The organism is Pseudomonas sp. Z1-29 (genome assembly GCF_051131995.1).
GTDB lineage: Bacteria > Pseudomonadota > Gammaproteobacteria > Pseudomonadales > Pseudomonadaceae > Aquipseudomonas.
Genome location: NZ_CP071645.1, coordinates 2,679,820 through 2,697,793, shown reverse-complemented (window position 1 = coordinate 2,697,793; position 17,974 = coordinate 2,679,820). Strand labels below are relative to the sequence as shown.

The following is a 17,974-nucleotide window of genomic DNA, read 5'->3' as shown; positions in this document are numbered from 1 at the left end:
CTCCGTGATTTCAAGTGTTGCTGATTCTCAGGCGCCGACGGATCATGAATAAAGCCCTGCCCGCTGCTAAAAGATATGAAGCAAATGAATATCGCCGATGTAGACCTGAACCTGCTGAAGACCTTCGAAGCCCTGCACGACGAATCCAGTGCAAGCCGCGCCGCCCTGCGCCTGGGCGTCACTCAATCGGCCATCAGCGCGGCGCTGCGCAGGCTGCGAAGCGTGTACGACGATCAGTTGTTCGTGCGCACCGGCCGCGGCCTGGCGCCGACATTGCGGGCCAACCAACTGAAACCGGTGATCAGCGAAGCGTTGGACAAATGCCGCCAGAGCCTGGCGATGATCGATCCGGGCGCCAGCCACTACGAGGGCCGCTCAGTCATCGTCGGGCTGTCGGATGATTTTGAAATTGCCTATGGCCGGCGATTGATCGAGGAAGTTGCGCGAAGAGCGCCGGGCCTGCGCTTGATCTTTCGCCAGACCCACAGCCAGATCGTCGGTCGCGCCTTGATGGAGCGCAGCCTGGACGTGGCGATTACAGCGGGAGGATTTACCGAGCGGCTGCTCAGTCGCCAAGTCCTCGGCGAAGGCGGCTACGCCTGCCTGGTGGACCCTGCCAGCCTGACGGAGGACCAGCAGGGCCTGAGCCTGGAAGCGTTCGTGGCGCGCGAGCATCTGCTGGTTTCATCGGGCGGTTTCATCGGCATCACTGATGAAGGACTGGCCGCACTCGACCTGCGCCGACGGGTGAGCGCCTCGACCACTCACTTCGCCGCGCTGCCGTTCCTGCTCAAGGGCAGCCAGGCCGTGGCGACCATTCCGGACCATGCCGCCACGGCCATTGCGGCGCTCAGCGGCCTGTCGCTGTTGCCCTGCCCGCTGGCGTTGCCGCGCTACCCGATCGAGCTAGGGTGGCGGACCCATGCGCAGCGGGATCCGGCCGTGGAGAAAGTGCGCGAGGCCATTGTCGCGACCTTCAACTGAGGTTATTTGTTCGCGGCCATCAGTCGATTGACCTCACTGCGCACCATATTGGCGTACTCCGGAGGCGACATGCCGTCCAGCTCGGCGCGCACCCACTCGGCCCATTTGCCCTTGCGCTTGGAGCGTTCGCCAAACAACCGCGCAGCGTCACCCTTGGCCTTGCCCAGATTGTTTTGCCACAGCTCGAAAAGTCGGGATTTTTCATCTTCCAGCGCCGCACGCTCGGCCAGGGGCTTGTCAGCCAGATTGAAACTCATGGGGAATTTCCTGTTGCGTAAATAGGCGCCATCTTACACCTTGCACAGAAACGTCTTAACCATGATTTTTGCCAGCGGCCCTGGGCCATGCCAACTGCTGCAACTTTTGCCCAAGCGCAACACTCCATTGTTCACTGCCATCAACCTCAAGGAGTACTTCAATGGCTCGCACAAGCGCCGCGCAAGCGAACGGAGAGCAAATCAAGGATCAAGCCTTCAGCGAACTGAAAGCATTGATTGAAGAGTCGGAGAAGCTGCTCAAGAGCGGTGCCGCCCTGGTTGGCGAGGACGCGGAGAACCTGCGCGAGCAGATTTCACAGAAACTGCGCCAAGCCCTGGATTCGGTCGCCAGCGCACGGGAGCGCACGCGCCCGATGGTTGATGCCACGCAAGCCTATATCGGCGGCCATCCCTGGCAGACCGTAGCGATTTCCGCGGGTTTCGGGCTCGTGGTGGGCTTGTTGCTGGGACGCCGTTAAGCCCCAGCCAAAAAAGCCTATAGCCCCGCCAACTCGCGCAGTTGGCCCAGCGTCTGCTCGTCCAGCACAATCCCCTGTTCGCTGGACTTGCTGCGCTCACGGTGTCGGCGATCCCCTGGCAACCGACGCAATCCGACACCGTGCATCTGCCTGACCAATTCTTCGCTGCGTGAAGCGAAATCCTGGCCGGCGGCCTTGCTCGGATCGATCACGATCAACAACTGTCCGGTCCAGGGAGTCTTGGCTCCGGGATGGTTGTGCCAGTCGAACTCGAACGAAAAGTTGCCCCCCGTCAGCGCGGCCGCCAGCAGTTCCACCATCATCGACAAGGCCGACCCTTTGTGACCGCCAAACGGCAGTAGCGCGCCGCCCTCCAGAATCGCCTTCGGATCACAGGTCGGCTGACCGAGACTGTCCACCCCCATGCCGGGAGGCAATCGCTCACCTTTGCGCGCGGCAATCTGCACGTCGCCATGGGCGATGGCGCTGGTAGCGAGGTCGAAAACAATCGGCTCGCCGCCGTTGCGTGGGGCGGCGAAAGCAATGGGATTGGTACCGAACAATGGCCGATCCGCGCCATGGGGCACCACACAGGTCATGCTGTTGACCACGCTCAAGGCCACCAGGCCTTCATAGGCGAACGGCTCGACATCCGGCCACAGCGCGGCGAAGTGGTGAGAGTTGCGTATCGCCAGCACCGCGATACCGGCGCTGCGAGCCTTGTCCACCAGCAATGGGCGGGCGGCGGCCAGGGCGGGCTGGGCAAAGCCGTTGCAGGCATCGACCCGGACGAACCCGGACGCAACATCCTCGACGATCGGCACGGCCTGGCCGTTGACCCAGCCGCTGTTCAACGTCGAAACATACCCGGGCATGCGAAACACCCCATGGCTGTGGGCGCCATCGCGTTCGGCGCCGGCGCAGTTCTCGGCCAGGGTGCGGGCGACATCGATCGAGGTGCCATGGCGCAGGAAAATCTGCTCCAGCAAACTCACCAACGCTTCATAGGACAATGTGCAAGGACCGGCAGGATCGGGTAGCGCGGGCATCTGAAGCTCCAGAATGATTATTGGAGGTAGCAACAGCGTGAAGAGGCGAGCTCGCTGATTACCGCTTCACGGCCGCCATGTCAACCGTGCAACGCCCGCGCCGTGGTCCGACAGGCCTGCAGCTTGCGTGCGGTAACTATGTACCACCTTCGCCCGTTCCTCGTTGCCTACTCTGGCCCCTCACTGATGGCCGTATCGCCTTGAGGCGCCTGATCGAGAAGCAACGATGACTAGTGCAAACCCGCCCCTGCTATTTCCTGAAATATTCAAAGCCCGGCGCCTGAATGAATTGACCGCGCCCCACGGGTTGACCCAGGCAGATCTTGACTGGCTGCATCACGCTGCCCTGCCCAACTACACGCAACGCGGCGAGCAGTCACCCGCAATGACGATCGAAACAATTACCCTGGATGTCCAGGGCAAACCCTTTATCCCGCTCGCCGGTTGCCTGGTGCTCAGCGCGCAGGGCGATCACCCTGCGTTCCTCTATACACCGTACGGCGGCATCGCAAAGTTCGATAGCCCGGAGACCCTCGAGCACAGGCTTGATGAAATGCTGGCGACACCGCTGGAACGGGATGAGCTGTTTTGCCTCCTTTCGCTCTCCCAGCGCAACGAACTCTATGGCGCATCCTTTCAGAAAACCCGCCGAACAGTCTACGGAGATCCGCTCGAGACACGATTGGCATCGATCAGCAATGCCCAGGAACTCAACGCCCAGGCAATGGTGCATGAGTTGCTCCAGGTTCCGTCGTTGGCAGCGATGCTTGACCAGATATTGCAGGAGCTGTTGGACAACTTCGATCATAAGCAGGCACGCGTCTCGCTCAGTCTCATCAAGGGCGCGGACGTCCCGTTACAGCAGTGGACCCGGAACATGCCACTGAGTGATGCAGTGCTGATCTACTTCCATCATCAGGGCTGGCCTGACGGATACGAGGCGGCTTTCACTCACCCCTCCACCGAGGAATCGCCCGCAAACGCCTTGCACTGGCAGACCATGGTAAAGCTCACCGCAAGGAATCTGGTGCGCCACCTCACTGATCGCCTCGAGGCCTACTGGGACGCTGCGAGTGCCCTGAACATTTCACGGCGACAGTTTCTGTCCCGTGTCATCGACGACAAGCTACGGTCAGCGATCGTTATCGAAGGCGAAAAAGGCCAACTGACAGAAGCACAAAGCAGCGAGCTGCATCGTCTGTTCCGGCCATCTCGCCACGACGAGAGGCTGATGTTCATCGAAACGATTCGCCTCTGGGAACATGAAACCCATAGCGTCGAACTGGCGGGCTCGTTGATGATCAGCGCGAATGGGCACTACCTTTACACCCCTGGCAAAGGCATTCAGCAAGTTGACCATCATCTGGGCTTCAGGGATACGTTGCTGGGCCCGCCCACTGCGGCCCCGCAAATGGACGCCCTTTATGGACTGCTGAGCCTTGAGGAACGCAACCGTATTCTGCGCTTCGACGCTCCGCAGGTCTCCGGCAAGGAGGTGAGCTTGCCCGTAGCCGAGTCCCTGGGCCAGGCGATCATTGCCAAACAGGTGGACAATATTCATTTCGCACTGGAAATGTCCCGCCAGGGCGAGGTCGATATCCATGCGCTGTTGGACAAGGCGCTCGATATACGCACCCTGATCGACAACGGCCTGCTCGACCAGAAGGTGGACGGACACTGGGGCGCGCGCGCTGCGTTTTATGGAAACCTGCGCCCCTCCAATTTCATCGCCGATGTGCTGCACAGAAAGCTCAAGACCTATGACAGCGTGCAAAAAGCTTTCGATAGCGAGTTCACAGAGTTACCCCATTCAAGCGAATCGGAGCTCCTCGACAGCGAGCTGAGGAAGCTGCTTCCCAAGCTATGCAGCACTTTTTCCCTGGGCATCCGGGAGGAGGCTGAGCTGCGGCAGCTCAACGGGACGCTGTCGACCGACGCCCACAAGCTCATCAACAGCGTGTTTGCCTTCGACGCAAACTACCCCGACCGCGAACAACGCCCCAGCGTCAAAGGTTTCCGCCCGGACGTATATTCGCTGAAGTTGACCTGCACAACGGAAGGCGCCACGACCGTCGTTTCTCCGGCCAGTTGCTTCCTGCTGACCGAGCGTGGCGGGCTGGATACGCCTTTTTCCGGCATGGCAATCCTGTGGTTCCCCACTTGCGGACTCAAGGTTTTTCCATCCATCGCCCTTGCCAGCCAACAGTTGAATCAATACCTGTCCAACTCCCGGTCGCGTTTCGATGTGCTGACCAATCTCACGCCCGCGCAACGGAATCCCCATGCCCGCTACCAGCTCGAGGCATTTGAACTGATCGAAGGCAATGTGCTGATGAATCGGATGACTTCGTTCAGCGAACACTTTGCGGCCGAACACGCGTATTTGCGTGCATTACAGATAGGTGACTGGCGACTGACCGAACCGGCAATGCTCGAAAGCCTGAAAGCACTGTTGGACAAGGGCGCCGCTACCAACCTGCCAGTTGCCGAGCGCATCGCCCATGCCTACCGGTTCCAGCAAAAGCTTCCCGCCTGGTTGGGTGCCGCCTCGCTCGAGGACCAACGACAGCACATCGAACTGCTTGAACAATATCGAAACAGCGTAACCGAGGACAAAGACTACCTGGACGGCATAGAACCTCTACGTAACTACGTCGACAGAACCTTGAAGGCGCTGTTGGAAACACGTTTTCCCGATACGGGCCTTGACCCTGCCACACTGCTGATTTCGCCCCATCTTGCGCTGGCAGGCCCGGCAAGCAGCCTGACCGATTTCGCCCTGAATCATCTCGACAGTCGCCAGCGACCCGGCTTCACGATTTCGTCGATGCTCTCGCAAAAACTACCCAACCACTTGAACGAAGCCGCTCTCAGGCAAATGTTGCTGTCGTTGGGTACGTCAACCCGCTACAGGGCGCATGTGCTGGACAAGCTGTCCGACAGCGCAGAGGGCATAGAGCAAAGGAAAAGTCGATTTTATCAACAACTACCCTGGCAACTGCTGCAACACGCCCACGCCAGATATTTGCAACAGAATCTCTCTCCGTTTGCCTTCAGCTTGATCAGCCAAGTGTTCGATATGCCGGACAGCATCGCCCGGCTGGAAGCAGACGGGGCCGAGGCAATCATCCGCCCGATGGAACTGATCAAGACGCAAGGCGCCGAAGCCGTCAAGGCTACCGGGCTCTATCTGATCGGGTCGAGTGTCGATGCAAAAGCCCCGCATATCCTGTATTCCCCTTACCACGAAGGGAATGTTTTCACCGAGTTCGAGAACGAAACGAAGGTCATCGCTGCAGTCAATGCGCCAGGGGTGCTTCAGGACATGCTGATTCACCGGCTCCCCGAAAGCCAGCAAGCCACGTTCCGAAATCTGTTCGCGTCCACGGCAGGAAAACTCTCGGAGATAACCCTGGCTTCGAACCCGATTGCCAACCTGCTCGGTACGTTGTTCAACGACAACACCTCATTACTGGCAGGCATGCTGAAAACCCACACCGATGGCACGCGCCAGTTCGACTGGCAAACCGTGGTGCATTTGTTCAGTACCGGCATCAAGGCCCTTGGCCGGGAACTGCCTGGCAAACTGGCGTTGATCGAGACTCTCAAAGATGCCTATGAGGATTTCAAGGCGTCTTCCGAGGATTTCCAGCAGGGCAATTGGGGGGCAGGCTTGCATGATTTCATCTGTGGCGCAGCGGAAATGGTCTCCCTGGGCTGGCTCAATCGGGACGATACCTTCGGCCTGCTCGATCCGGTGGGTCCCGCCGCCCTGCCTCGCCCCGCGGTAAAAGCATCTCACTGGCAGCACCTGACCAGCGCAGCGCGTACAGACCTGCAGCCATTCGAAGCCCTCAAGGTCAGCCTGGCCGACCTCAAGAAACACCCGTTCGATGGAACCTACGAAGCCCTGGCGTCCGGCAAGCACTACGCACCGGTGTTCGGCAAAGTCTTTCAGGTAGCAAAAGCTGCCCATGACTGGCGCATCACCCATGGCCACGCCGAGGGGCCAGTGCTCAAGCGCTCGTCTGAGTCCGGGCAGTGGTTGATCGATCCAGACTCGCGGCACATTCGCTACGGAAAAGTGATGTCAACCTTGACTGATATGCATAGCGACTTCAACGCGAAGGAAGTCATCAATATTGAAGCACGGGGTATGAAGCAGATACGCCGGATGTCCCCCTCCCGCGCGAACATGATCGAGCAAGCCCTGGAAACGGCACGGCATTACTCCCGCAACGCGCTGCAAAATCTTGAGCAGGTCAAAGGCGGCATGCCTGCCGGGTCCCGACTGGACACCTTCCTGACGACTTTTCTCGGCGTCAGGGTGATCGACGCGCGCCTTGTAGAAAAAATACACACCGCCATCGCCCCGATCTGCCAGACGCTGGCGGATCCGTTGTGGCTTCATAAAAACGGCAGTCGCATCGTTATCGGCATCGCCAAAAGCGCCAACTATGATGCGAGTGCCTTCGTATTCGAGGCCGGCAAGGGCGGCAGGATTTATCTCACCCAGGAGTTTTTCGCCATGGTGCCGCATTGGTACAGCAGTGCCGTGCCCGATACATTCAATGTCGACGCGCACGCCCAAGGCTCAACCTTCATTCATGAACTGTCCCATCTGCTGTGCGACACACTGGATATCGTCTACCTGGGCGCCTACTTACCATTCCACGACCTCATTTCAACAGTGACTCAACTGGCACAAAAAAAAGCCGATGAACAAAAGGACCTGCAACTCAACGGTTTTTCGTGGACCACGCCGCGCGCACGCCTGTTCACGGATTGGGACCGTGCAACCCATTCGTTCAAGAGCCTCGACCTCCTGCCCAAGCACAAAGATACCGTCAGAAAAATCCTGCAAATCACCAGCACTGCAAATCTGGAGCAAGCCCGCGACGCATTTCTGGACCTGAACTCAGCGGATCGACGGATCGACGTCATGTTTAAAAATGCCGACTCTATAGCGCTGCTCATTTGTGAGCTGGGGCGACAAATGGATCCGCCTCCGGTGGCTACGCCATAGCATCATCGCTGGAACGCGTTTGATCTTTTTTTCACGCCGTTTGTGCGACGGTACGGCCATACGGGGCAACGCCCGGTTTTATCACATGAAAAACAAGGGTATTTGATGCTTAATCGCCATGTCGGTTGTTCTCGGCAGCTGCCGTCGAAGGTTAGAATGCGGCAAACCAGGAACAGCCAATGACCGAACGAATACTCTCGGAAGCCGAATACGACGCCATCAGCGATGCGGCCGCGCATTGGTGCATGCGTTTGCACGCTGATGACTGCACCGATGCCGACCGATTGGCGTTCAAGCAATGGCATGACGCCGACCCTCTGCACGCTTTCGAATACCAGGCCATGCTGGAAATCTGGGGCGTGGCCGAGCATCTGCCGCGTGTCGAATCCGCGCCGACCCTGCCAGCCCGGCGGCCACGGCCGCGCTGGAGCCGTCTGGCTGTCGCCGCCGCGGTGATCGCGCTGGGCTTGCCCTTGGCCGCGATTACCGGTTGGAACATGGGGTGGCTGCCTAACTCGTACCAGCGCCTGGAAGCCGGCGCGAGCGTACGTCATGTCACGCTGGGCGATGGCAGCCAGGTGGAGCTCAACCTTGGCAGCGAACTGGTGTTCGCCAACTACAAGCATGAGCGTCGGGTCACGCTGAAAAAAGGCGAGGCGTTCTTCGATGTCAGTCACGACACCCGGCATCCTTTCGTCGTTCGGGCGGGCCAGGGCCAGGTGCGTGTGACAGGCACCCGTTTCAACGTGTGGATGTATCAGGACCAGGTTCGGGTCACATTGGTGGAAGGCTCGGTATGGGTGACCAGCAACATGAACGCCACTGCGGGCGGCTCGCAACTGTCACCGGGAATGCAGGCAAGCTACAAGGCGGGCGACTACCAGCCGCAGGTACGCGAGATCGAACCCGGCGACAGCTCCCTGGCCTGGCGCAACGGCAAGCTGGTGCTGAATGACCTGGCCCTTTCCGACGCACTGCCATTGATCAATCGCTACCTCGAACGTCCCGTCATGCTGGCCGACCATGCTACCGGCACCCTGCGTGTCGGCGGCATCTACAACCTCAACGAAGTGAAGAACCTCGTGCCCTCGCTGCCCAAGGTCCTGCCGATCTATCTGACCCAGAACCAGGACGGCAACCTGGTCCTCAATTCCATCGGTCATCATCCGGCCAAACATTAAAAAAGCCGCGCCCATTCGGGTCGCGGCTTTTCTTCACGACAAAGCTGCCTTACTGCGTCGCGACCCTGCCCGCCTCATCACGCTCGCGGATGACCTTGGCCTGGTAGTTCGGATCGGCCTTGATCTGCTGCTCGGTAAAGGGCAGCGTGCTCCACTGCCGCTTCGAGAATGCCTGGGTCTGGTCCGCCGAGTAAGGCGAGGCCGGGTCACTGGAAATGGAAAACGCCAGCAGTCCCTGGGCCTGCGGGCCGCTGCCATCGAATGTCACCACTTGCAGATAGCTGGTGCCGCTGACCACTTCCCGCTTGCCGTTCGCCCCCGGCACACTCTGGATCGCGTTATAGATTCCCAGCTCCGCCGGGCCGCCGTGGATCGGCGTCTGCCGACCGCCCTGGCTGGCAACCTGGACGTCCCGCCAGCGGCTGTCCGCTGACAGCCCCGCCGATTTCACCGACTCCCGTGAAGCCAGCATGGCCTGGCGCAGCGCCTCGGCCACCGCAGGCCGCTCGATTGCCAGGCCCCGCGGAGTGTGTTGCGGATCTTTCGGATCGAACGCGACGCGCCAGGTATCAGGCACGGCTTGCAGCGTTTTCATGATCTGCTGGAAATGCACGAAGCCGACGCCGCTGTCCAGGCTCGCCGTGCGATCCCAGGCCTTCAGGCGGGTGCATACTGCAGTCAGAGCGGCGGCATCAGCCTTCAGGTCCCCGGCGCAGAAGGCCAGCAGGTCCGGCATCAACTGTTCCGCCAGGTAAACCTGGTCGTCCATGACCATGCGCTGCAACTCATCCACTTGCACCGGCCCGTCTTTGCCAAACTGGCCCAGTCGATCCAGCGCGAAACGTGCGCGCAACCCCAGCGGTTGGTCCTGCTGGCTGATCAGTGGCGAATAACCGGACAAGGGCTGAGCGGGATTGACCATCCAGGCCGAATCGTTGGAGTTCTGCACGTAATCACGACGCGACAACTGCGGCAGTTTGTCGGCGGCATAGATGCCCTTTTGCGCGGCCTTGGGGTCCACGCTCCAGTTGCATTCGCTGCGCGAGCCATCCAGCACGATCAGTTTCAGCCCGGCCCTCGGATCACTGCACCGCGCCAGCTTGGCCGCGTCAACGTTGGGCACCACCGAAACGTTCATGTAGAGACTTTGTCCCTGGTCGTCCACCGCCAGAGTATTGACCCAGGGAATTCCGTGGATCCGCTGGACCGACGCCTGCAGATCCTTGAGCGTGACGGCCTGATTCATGGCGTACCACTGCGCCAGCACGCGATCGTTCTCCAGGTTCGCGTCCCGCAGGCTGTAGGCGAAGCGGTTGTCCCAGTCCAGCTTGCCAGGCCATTGCACAACCGGCCCGAATTGCGAGCCGTACACCACCCGCGAAACCGGCTTGACCTGCCCGCCGGCCTGCTTGACGTCCACCGTGACCACCTGTTGGCTCATCGGCACTGACTTGCCGTCCAGCAGATAGCGGGTCGGGTCCTTCGGGTCGAGCTGCAAGCGGTACAGGGTGAAATGCTTGGAGGTGTCGACGGTATGGGTCCAGGCCAGGTGCTGGCTGAAACCGATATTGATCATCGGCAAGCCGGGCAACGCGGCGCCCATGACATCCAGCTTGCCGGGAATGGTCAGGTGCATCTGATAAAAGCGCATGCCGCCCACCCAGGGGAAATGGGGATTGGCGAGTAACATGCCGCGACCGTTGAACGAACGTTCGCTGCCGATTGCCACGGCGTTGCTGCCGCGGTCGAGGGCGAAGCGCTGCTGGCGGGTCGCGGCGACCTCGAAGCCGGACATCGAGGTGTCGGCCTGTGTGGTCGCCTTGGGCGGCTGCGCGCCCGCCACGGCCTCGGCGAACTGGCCGACGCCACCTTCCACCAACAGGCGCCGGGTCAGCTTGACCAGGTCCAGCGCCGTGATTGGCCGCACCCATTCGCTGGCGCACTGTGCGGGCAAGCCCTGTGCCTTGCGCTCGGCCAGTGCGCGGTTGTAACCGGCCACGTAGCCTTCGACCAGTTGCTGCACCTGGGGCGTCTGGGCCTGCCAGAAACCGGATACGGCCTGAGGCGTGTTGAGCCAGCTGAAGAACAGGTCGCTGGCCCGGTTGGACCGCTGCTCCAGGGTGACCTGTTCGGGGCCGAAGTAACGCGAGCGCTGGCCGTTGACCGTCACGATCTCATTGGCCAGCAGGCAAAGATTATCCTGCGCATACGCGTACCCGATGCCGTAGCCCAATCCACGCTCATCCTGGGCGCGTATGTGCGGCACGCCAAAACTGGTGCGGCGAATCTCGGCGGTGGCCTGCTCCACCTCTCCTCGCGCGCTGACAACGGTACTGACACCCAGGGCCATCCCCAGCAACGCACCCGCAAGGCAAAACCTCGATAACTGCCCGGACATTCTCACGCTCACTCCTGATCGAAAACCAATACGCCTCCCTTGGGAACGAACCGGATGAAAAAAATTTAACCGCAGACAGCCGCCTGACTGCGGGGCTTTGCTGATTTCAGGCATTTTTTTCACATCGCCCCCTTCATGATTCGCCCTCCTCGTTCGTCTTATAGAAGAGAGCATTTCATGACCTTTTCTGATCAGGCTGTTAAGGAGTCTTTACATGCATAACGCACCGATGCCCATGGAGGGCAAGCCAGGATCGGCACGTGTGTCAATGAGCACCACCAATAACGTTTTCGCCAAGCCAACGGAACGCGGCGGCAATGACCACATCAGGCGCCTGCTCAAGAGCTACGGGCTGCGAACGAGCCTGATCCGCCTGAAGGTGATCGATGCGCTGCTCAAGGCCGCCGAAGAGAATCGGCAACTGGGGGTGCGGGGCGTGCATAGCCAGTTGCTGGGGCTGGACATTCCGTTGTCCTTCCTCAGTGTACGCGAGGTGCTCAAGCGCCTGTGCAGCGAGGGGGTCGTCAGCCTCCATCCGGATAAAAGCTACAGCTTGCACCCGAGTGCGGTGGCCGTGCTCAACGCCAAGCAGTAGCCGGGGCTCAAGGCTTGACCTTGCGCCTCATCACCCCGTTGATCACCACCACGATGACCGCCACGGCAATAGCAATGTATTGAAACAGCTGCTCGCTGATCATGCCTTTACCTTGCATCCATGACAGCCCGAGCATGATTGCCAGGACAACGAGGACCACCAGGATCGAGTATTTCAAACGTTGCGAATGAGTCATTTGCCAATTTCCTGAATGTATTCGTGCTGTTTCCGCGCGCCTGCCAGGCTCGTGCCCAGTGCGATGGCGAGGCCGCAAACGGATGCCCATGGTACAGCCGTCGGAGCGTTTTTGGCGCAGTTACGACGGGTCCTGAACCAACAAAGTGCGCCATGGAGTTCAAGACCGCTGGCGATAGGCCGATAAAGACAAGTACGTCCGTTCCACTTGTCTCTAGAAAGCCGCCATCGTGCAAGGAATCTCTACATGCCCGCATTCCGCACCATTCAAGCCCGCTATACGCTGTTCCTGGTTCTGTTCATCCTGGTGCTGTCCATCCTGACGGTGGTCGGTATCAGCTATCTGGTCGCGCCAAAGCTGCGCCAGACCGAGGAACAAGTAGCGCTGAACCGCATCGAAGAGGTCGCGGAACAGATCCAGGGCGAGCTGAGCAAGGTGCAGGCGCAGCAGCGGAGCATCACCCAGACCATCCCGCTGCTCGACAGCGACGCCATCGACAAGGTATTGCCTGGCCTGGTGGATCAATACGGCGAATTGAAGGTGTTCGGCGGCGGGATCTGGCCACTGCCCAACCAGCGCGCCGAGGGTCGCAGCAAGTTCAGCACGTTCTGGCACCGCGACGCATCCGGCAAACTGGCGGTCAACACCTTCTGGAACAGCGACGCTGCGCCGAACTATTTCGAACAACCGTGGCACAAGGGCGGCATGGCCACCCCTCCCGGCAAATGCGCCTGGGCCGCCGCCTACAAGGACGACGCCAGCGCCGAGCCACGGACCAACTGCGCCATGGCGATCCAGAAGAACGGCGCGCCTTACGGCGTTTCCACCATTGACGTGACCCTGGGCTTTTTCAACGATCTGATCGCGCGCAAGGAAGCGGAACTGAGCGCCGAGATGCTGATCGTCGAAGCCGACGGCAAGATCATCAGCAACAGCTCGCGTATCAGCGGGCCGATCGTGCTGAAGAACATCAGCGAGCTGGCGGCTACCTCGCCGTTCGCCGCTCAGGTCAAGGCAGGCCTGGCCAACCGTGACCAGCCGTTGCAACGGCTCGAGTTCGACAACAAGGGTGAGGCCAGCACGTTTTTCATGCGCCCCATCGAAGGCTCCCCATGGTTCCTCGCCACTGCCCTGCCGACCCGCCTGATCACCGCCCAGCGTGACGACGTGTTGAGCACGCTGAGCCTGCTGCAGATTCCGCTGGTGATCCTGTTGGTGCTGATGCAGTTGTACGCCATCCGCCAACTGACCCACCGCATGAAGGTCCTCAAAGGCAATATCGACGCGCTGTCCACTGGCGATGCCGACCTGACCCGACGCATCACCATCCGTGCCGAAGACGAACTGGGCGCCATTGGCCATTCGGTCAACCGGTTCATCGCCTATCTGCAAGACATGATCGGCGAAGTCACCCAGGCCACCGGCGCCATGGCCTCGGGCCTGGACAGCCTGCAGCGGAGTTCGGCCCATACCAGCGAAATCCTGATGCGCCACGCCTCGGAAACCGACCAGACCGTGACAGCCATCACCGAGATGAGCTCCACCGCTGAAAGCGTGGCGCAAAACGCCGCCGAAACGGCAGCGTTCACCCAGCGCGCCAATGAGCATGCCGATCGTTCGCGGGTCGTGGTCGGTGAAGCGTCCAACAGCGTCGTGGCGCTGATCGATGAAGTCGCCAGCGCCACGCGCAAAGTCGAAGACATGCAGCAGGACGCGCAACGCATCACCGAGATTCTCGGCGTGATCGGCGCCATCGCCGGGCAGACCAACCTGTTGGCCCTCAATGCCGCCATCGAAGCGGCCCGGGCCGGCGAGCAGGGCCGTGGCTTCGCGGTAGTCGCCGACGAAGTCCGCGCCCTCGCCGCCCGCACCCAGGCCAGCACCTCGGAAATCAATGAAATGCTGACCCGCCTGACCCAGGGCGTAACCTCGTCGGTCGCGGCCATGGAAAACACCCAGGCCAGTTGCCAATCGGCGGCCGACGCCACGTCCCGGGTCAACTCGGGCCTGGATGAAATGGCCGGCTCCGTCAGCCAGATCAACAGCCTGAGCACCCAGATCGCCACCGCCGCCGAACAGCAGAGCGCAGTGACCGAGGAAATCAACCGCAGCATGGTTCAGATCCGCCATATGGTCGAGGAACTGGTGGAAAGCGGCCTGGCCAGCCAGAACAACACCCGCCAGCTGCTGGAAGCCAACAGCCGGGTGAATGCGATCATGGGGCGGTTCAAGGTTCGCTAAGAGGCATTCACCAATAACTGTGGGAGCGAGCTTGCTCGCGATAGCGGCGGCATAACCAGCATTATCGTAGCTGACCCTCCGCCATCGCGAGCAAGCTCGCTCCCACAAAAGGCACCGGCATCCCCCCGGCCACCTGCTTTGGCAAAGCTGACAAATCTGTAATCCGCGCCTCAGCCTCGTGTCAGCCGCTCGCCGCTAGTCTGTTATCCTCCTTCCAAACTGTTCGCTACGAGACCACTCCCATGGCCCATCCCCTGCATCTGCTCGCCTTGAGTACCTTGCTCATTTCCGCCCTGGCCCAGGCCGCCGAACCGGCGACCATCGATGTGCACCGCGATGCCAATTGCGGTTGCTGCAAGAAGTGGATATCCCACTTGCAGGAGAACGGTTTCAAGGTCAACGACCATGTCGAGGCCGACATGAGCGCGGTCAAGCAACGCCTTGGCGTCGCGCCCAACCTGCGTTCCTGCCACACCGCCGAAATCAACGGCAAATTCGTCGAAGGCCACGTTCCTGCCGAGCAGGTGCTGGCATTGAGCAAACGCGACGACCTGCTTGGCGTGGCCGCGCCCGGCATGCCGATGGGCTCGCCGGGCATGGAGATGGACGGCATGAGCGATGCCTACCAAGTGATCGGGCTGAAAAAAGACGGGACGCAAACCGTGGTGGCGGACTATCCGGCCCATTGATGGGCGAAGCGTATATCGGGCTGTTCTTTGCAGCGTTTGGCGCGGCGACCCTGCTGCCGTTGCAATCCGAGGCGCTGCTGGTGGGCCTGCTACTCAGCGAACGTTACGCGATCTGGCTGCTGCTGGCAGCTGCAACCCTAGGCAACGTCCTCGGTTCGCTGGTGAACTGGTGGCTGGGCACACGCCTGGAACAGTTCAAGGATCGCCGCTGGTTTCCGGTCAGCCCGTCCCTTCTGGACAAGGCCCGTCGGCACTACCAGCGCTATGGCTACTGGTCGCTGTTGCTCAGTTGGCTGCCCATCATCGGCGATCCGCTGACATTGGTCGCCGGCGTGATGGGTGAGCCCTGGCGGCGCTTCCTGTTGATCGTGACGCTCGCCAAAGGCCTGCGTTATGGCGTGCTCACCTGGGCGACCCTCGGCTGGATGGGTTGAACGTTCCTGCGCTTGGGTTGCCTGTGGTTAATGTCGCCATAATCGAGCCGTTCCAGGATCGGCCGGTTGCCTCAAGGAGATTGCCCATGTCGCGTTTGACCGCCCGCTGGCTGCCCAGCCTGTTCCTCACCGCTGCCTTGCCAATGCTCGCCCAGGCCGCGAACCCACCTGAAGGCCCGGCCTATGGCCCGCAGCTTGAGGGTTTCGAGTACCCCTATACGCTCAAGCATTTTGCCTTGCAGTCCCAGGGCAAATCGCTGCAGATGGGCTATATGGACGTGCCCGCCCAAGGCAAGGCCAACGGCCGGACGGTGGTGCTGATGCATGGCAAGAATTTCTGCGCCGCCACCTGGGGCGATTCGATCAAGGCGCTCAGTGACGCCGGTTACCGGGTCATCGCCCCGGACCAGATCGGTTTTTGCACGTCGAGCAAGCCGGACCATTACCAGTACAGCTTCCAGCAGTTGGCGATCAACACCCAGGCCCTGCTCAAGGCCCTCGGCGTACAGAAGGCTATCGTGCTGGGCCACTCCACCGGTGGCATGCTTGCCACCCGCTATGCCTTGCAGTTCCCCGACCAGGTCGAACGGCTGGCGATGGTCAACCCCATCGGCCTCGAGGACTGGAAAGCCCTTGGCGTGCCTTACCGCACCGTGGACCAATGGTACGAGCGCGAGCTGAAACTCAACGCCGAGGGCATTCGCAACTACGAGCGCAACACCTATTACGGCGGGCGCTGGAAACCGGAGTTCGAGCGTTGGGTCGACATGCTCGCCGGCTTGAACAAGGGCCCGGGACATACACAAGTAGCGTGGAATTCGGCGCTGATCTACGACATGATCTTCACCCAGCCGGTCTATTACGAGTTCAAGGACCTGAAGGTCCCCACGCTGCTGTTGATCGGGACGTCCGACACCACCGCCATCGGCAGTGACATTGCCCCACCGGCCGTGAAAGCCCGGCTGGGCCGTTACGAGGTGCTAGGCAAACAGGTCGCCGGACTGATCCCGCAGTCGACCCTGGTGGAATTCCCCAACCTGGGGCATGCGCCGCAAATGGAAGAGCCGGCGCGGTTCCACCAGGCGCTGCTCGGCTGGCTGGACAAACCCATTCCCTGATAGAGGTGTTCCATGGCGGTGCAAATAGCAGTCATCGACGATTGGCAAGACGTCGCCAGGGACGTGGTGGACTGGTCGGTGCTCGATAGCATTGGTGAAGTGACCTTCCTGCACGATTACCCCGCCGACCGCGACACCCTCACCGAGCGCCTGCAACGCTTCGACGTCATCTGCGTGATGCGCGAGCGCACCCGCTTCGACGAAGAACTGCTGCGCCGCCTGCCCAACCTGAAGCTGTTGCTGACCGGCGGCATGCGCAACGCCGCCCTCGACCTCAAGGCTGCCGCGACACTGGGCATCCAGGTCTGCGGCACCGAGAGCTACAAGCACGCTGCGCCGGAACTGACCTGGGCGCTGATCATGGCCCTGAGCCGCAATCTTGTACCGGAAGCCAACGCCCTGCGCGCCGGACTGTGGCAACAGGGCCTGGGCGGTGATTTGTACGGCAAGACCCTGGCGATCCTGGGCCTGGGCAGCATCGGCACGCGCGTGGCGCAGTTCGGCCAGGTGTTCGGCATGCGTGTGATCGCCTGGAGCGAGAACCTGACCGCCGAGCGAGCGGCAGCGGCCGGCGTGCAATACGTGAGCAAACAAGCGCTGTTCGAGCAGGCTGATATCCTCTCGATCCATCTGGTGCTCAGCGAGCGCAGCCGGGGCCTGGTGGACGCCCAGGCCCTGGGCAGGATGAAACCCGAGGCGCTGCTGGTCAATACCGCGCGCGGGCCGATTGTCGACGAGGCGGCCCTCATCGACGCACTCCGGCACAAACGCCTGGCAGGCGCCGCGCTGGACGTATTCGCCGTGGAACCGTTGCCGCCCGAGCACCCGTTCCGGACCCTCGACAACGTGTTGGCCACACCTCACGCGGGTTATGTGAGCCGGCAGAATTATCGGCAGTTCTACGGCCAGATGATCGAGGACCTGCAGGCCTGGGCGGCTGGCAAGCCGATCCGGGTGCTGACCGCGGCTGGTTGAATATCCCCTCCACTGTGGGAGCGAGCTTGCTCGCGATGGCGGTAGATCAGTTGCAGTTGTATGGCTGACACACCGCTATCGCGAGCAAGCTCGCTCCCACATAAGGCATATGAACGCGCTCTTATAGGCCATCAAAACGCCTCCATTCAGCCCGCCCCCTTATGGTGCGAAGCGCTGTGGAACCGTGCACGCGATTGAACCATCGCGCCCTTCCTACACTCAGAATGTTTCAAACAACCTGCACTTCGTCGGTTCGTATTCCCCTGCTTCGTGTAAGACATTGCCGACAATCGACGTGATTGTCGGACAATTCGACGAACCGAACCGCAGCGCTCTAGCTTCTGACCTAGAC

General features: G+C 60.9%; 14 protein-coding genes. 10 read left to right on the top strand and 4 right to left on the bottom strand.

Translation table 11 applies throughout. The features are described from left to right. Positions 1–75 precede the first annotated feature (75 nt). Entirely contained in the window at positions 76–984 is a 909-nt protein-coding gene (locus J3P84_RS12415; RefSeq protein WP_434630546.1) for a LysR family transcriptional regulator, read from the top strand. Positions 985–986: 2 nt separating this feature from the next. Here J3P84_RS12415 and J3P84_RS12410 read toward each other — a convergent pair whose 3' ends face one another. Further along, positions 987–1,241, bottom strand: a complete 255-nt coding sequence (locus J3P84_RS12410) for a hypothetical protein (protein ID WP_003181187.1) — start codon at positions 1,239–1,241, stop codon at positions 987–989. 161 nt (positions 1,242–1,402) lie between these two features. Between J3P84_RS12410 and J3P84_RS12405 the strand changes: the two genes are divergently transcribed. Continuing rightward, on the top strand, positions 1,403–1,720 hold the full coding sequence (locus tag J3P84_RS12405) for a DUF883 family protein (protein ID WP_434573816.1): 318 nt from the start codon (positions 1,403–1,405) through the stop codon (positions 1,718–1,720). A gap of 17 nt (positions 1,721–1,737) precedes the next feature. Here J3P84_RS12405 and J3P84_RS12400 read toward each other — a convergent pair whose 3' ends face one another. Continuing rightward, positions 1,738–2,769: an Ldh family oxidoreductase gene (locus tag J3P84_RS12400; RefSeq protein ID WP_434630543.1), complete on the bottom strand. Its 1,032-nt coding sequence runs from the start codon at positions 2,767–2,769 to the stop codon at positions 1,738–1,740. Between the two features lie 226 nt (positions 2,770–2,995). Here J3P84_RS12400 and J3P84_RS12395 point away from each other — a divergent pair, with 226 nt between their 5' ends. Together J3P84_RS12395 and J3P84_RS12390 are read left to right on the top strand one after the other, a co-directional pair. Next, positions 2,996–7,795, top strand: a complete 4,800-nt coding sequence (locus tag J3P84_RS12395; RefSeq protein ID WP_434630540.1) for a dermonecrotic toxin domain-containing protein — start codon at positions 2,996–2,998, stop codon at positions 7,793–7,795. A 179-nt stretch (positions 7,796–7,974) separates the two neighbouring features. Next, entirely contained in the window at positions 7,975–8,976 is a 1,002-nt protein-coding gene (locus J3P84_RS12390; protein WP_434630537.1) for a FecR family protein, read from the top strand. 49 nt (positions 8,977–9,025) lie between these two features. On the opposite strand, the gene pvdQ is transcribed toward J3P84_RS12390, so the two are convergent. Continuing rightward, a complete protein-coding gene (gene pvdQ / locus J3P84_RS12385; RefSeq protein ID WP_434630534.1) occupies positions 9,026–11,374 on the bottom strand; it encodes a bifunctional acylase PvdQ in 2,349 nt (782 codons plus the stop codon). A 214-nt stretch (positions 11,375–11,588) separates the two neighbouring features. Here pvdQ and J3P84_RS12380 point away from each other — a divergent pair, with 214 nt between their 5' ends. Continuing rightward, a complete protein-coding gene (locus tag J3P84_RS12380; RefSeq protein ID WP_434630532.1) occupies positions 11,589–11,969 on the top strand; it encodes a fe2+ zn2+ uptake regulation protein in 381 nt (126 codons plus the stop codon). A gap of 7 nt (positions 11,970–11,976) precedes the next feature. On the opposite strand, the gene J3P84_RS12375 is transcribed toward J3P84_RS12380, so the two are convergent. Further along, positions 11,977–12,165 (bottom strand): hypothetical protein, encoded by a 189-nt coding sequence (locus J3P84_RS12375; protein WP_186631798.1) that lies wholly within the window; start codon positions 12,163–12,165, stop codon positions 11,977–11,979. 246 nt (positions 12,166–12,411) lie between these two features. On the opposite strand from J3P84_RS12375, the gene J3P84_RS12370 reads away from it, so the two are divergent. The 5 genes from J3P84_RS12370 (at position 12,412) to J3P84_RS12350 (ending at position 17,622) form a co-directional block, all read left to right on the top strand. Further along, entirely contained in the window at positions 12,412–14,406 is a 1,995-nt protein-coding gene (locus J3P84_RS12370; protein ID WP_434630530.1) for a methyl-accepting chemotaxis protein, read from the top strand. A gap of 242 nt (positions 14,407–14,648) precedes the next feature. Continuing rightward, entirely contained in the window at positions 14,649–15,095 is a 447-nt protein-coding gene (locus J3P84_RS12365; protein WP_305500630.1) for a DUF411 domain-containing protein, read from the top strand. Beyond that, a complete protein-coding gene (locus J3P84_RS12360) occupies positions 15,095–15,529 on the top strand; it encodes a YqaA family protein (RefSeq protein WP_434630528.1) in 435 nt (144 codons plus the stop codon). Before J3P84_RS12365 ends, J3P84_RS12360 begins: the two co-directional genes overlap by 1 nt. Before the next feature lie 86 nt (positions 15,530–15,615). Next, positions 15,616–16,647, top strand: coding sequence for an alpha/beta fold hydrolase (locus J3P84_RS12355; RefSeq protein WP_434630526.1), 1,032 nt, complete (start codon positions 15,616–15,618; stop codon positions 16,645–16,647). Positions 16,648–16,659: 12 nt separating this feature from the next. Next, the gene (locus tag J3P84_RS12350; RefSeq protein WP_434630524.1) at positions 16,660–17,622 is read left to right on the top strand and encodes a D-2-hydroxyacid dehydrogenase family protein; all 963 of its coding nucleotides are present in this window, start codon (positions 16,660–16,662) and stop codon (positions 17,620–17,622) included. Positions 17,623–17,974 lie beyond the last annotated feature (352 nt).

Excerpts from the sequence above, each read along its gene's own strand:
- J3P84_RS12360 (WP_434630528.1), top strand. The coding sequence starts at position 15,095 with ATGGGCGAAGCGTATATCGGGCTGTTCTTTGCAGCGTTTGGCGCGGCG.
- J3P84_RS12355 (WP_434630526.1), top strand. The coding sequence starts at position 15,616 with ATGTCGCGTTTGACCGCCCGCTGGCTGCCCAGCCTGTTCCTCACCGCT.
- J3P84_RS12410 (WP_003181187.1), bottom strand. The coding sequence starts at position 1,241 with ATGAGTTTCAATCTGGCTGACAAGCCCCTGGCCGAGCGTGCGGCGCTG.
- J3P84_RS12400 (WP_434630543.1), bottom strand. The coding sequence starts at position 2,769 with ATGCCCGCGCTACCCGATCCTGCCGGTCCTTGCACATTGTCCTATGAA.
- J3P84_RS12390 (WP_434630537.1), top strand. The coding sequence starts at position 7,975 with ATGACCGAACGAATACTCTCGGAAGCCGAATACGACGCCATCAGCGAT.
- J3P84_RS12380 (WP_434630532.1), top strand. The coding sequence starts at position 11,589 with ATGCATAACGCACCGATGCCCATGGAGGGCAAGCCAGGATCGGCACGT.
- J3P84_RS12375 (WP_186631798.1), bottom strand. The coding sequence starts at position 12,165 with ATGACTCATTCGCAACGTTTGAAATACTCGATCCTGGTGGTCCTCGTT.
- pvdQ (WP_434630534.1), bottom strand. The coding sequence starts at position 11,374 with ATGTCCGGGCAGTTATCGAGGTTTTGCCTTGCGGGTGCGTTGCTGGGG.
- J3P84_RS12405 (WP_434573816.1), top strand. The coding sequence starts at position 1,403 with ATGGCTCGCACAAGCGCCGCGCAAGCGAACGGAGAGCAAATCAAGGAT.
- J3P84_RS12350 (WP_434630524.1), top strand. The coding sequence starts at position 16,660 with ATGGCGGTGCAAATAGCAGTCATCGACGATTGGCAAGACGTCGCCAGG.
- J3P84_RS12370 (WP_434630530.1), top strand. The coding sequence starts at position 12,412 with ATGCCCGCATTCCGCACCATTCAAGCCCGCTATACGCTGTTCCTGGTT.
- J3P84_RS12415 (WP_434630546.1), top strand. The coding sequence starts at position 76 with ATGAAGCAAATGAATATCGCCGATGTAGACCTGAACCTGCTGAAGACC.
- J3P84_RS12365 (WP_305500630.1), top strand. The coding sequence starts at position 14,649 with ATGGCCCATCCCCTGCATCTGCTCGCCTTGAGTACCTTGCTCATTTCC.
- J3P84_RS12395 (WP_434630540.1), top strand. The coding sequence starts at position 2,996 with ATGACTAGTGCAAACCCGCCCCTGCTATTTCCTGAAATATTCAAAGCC.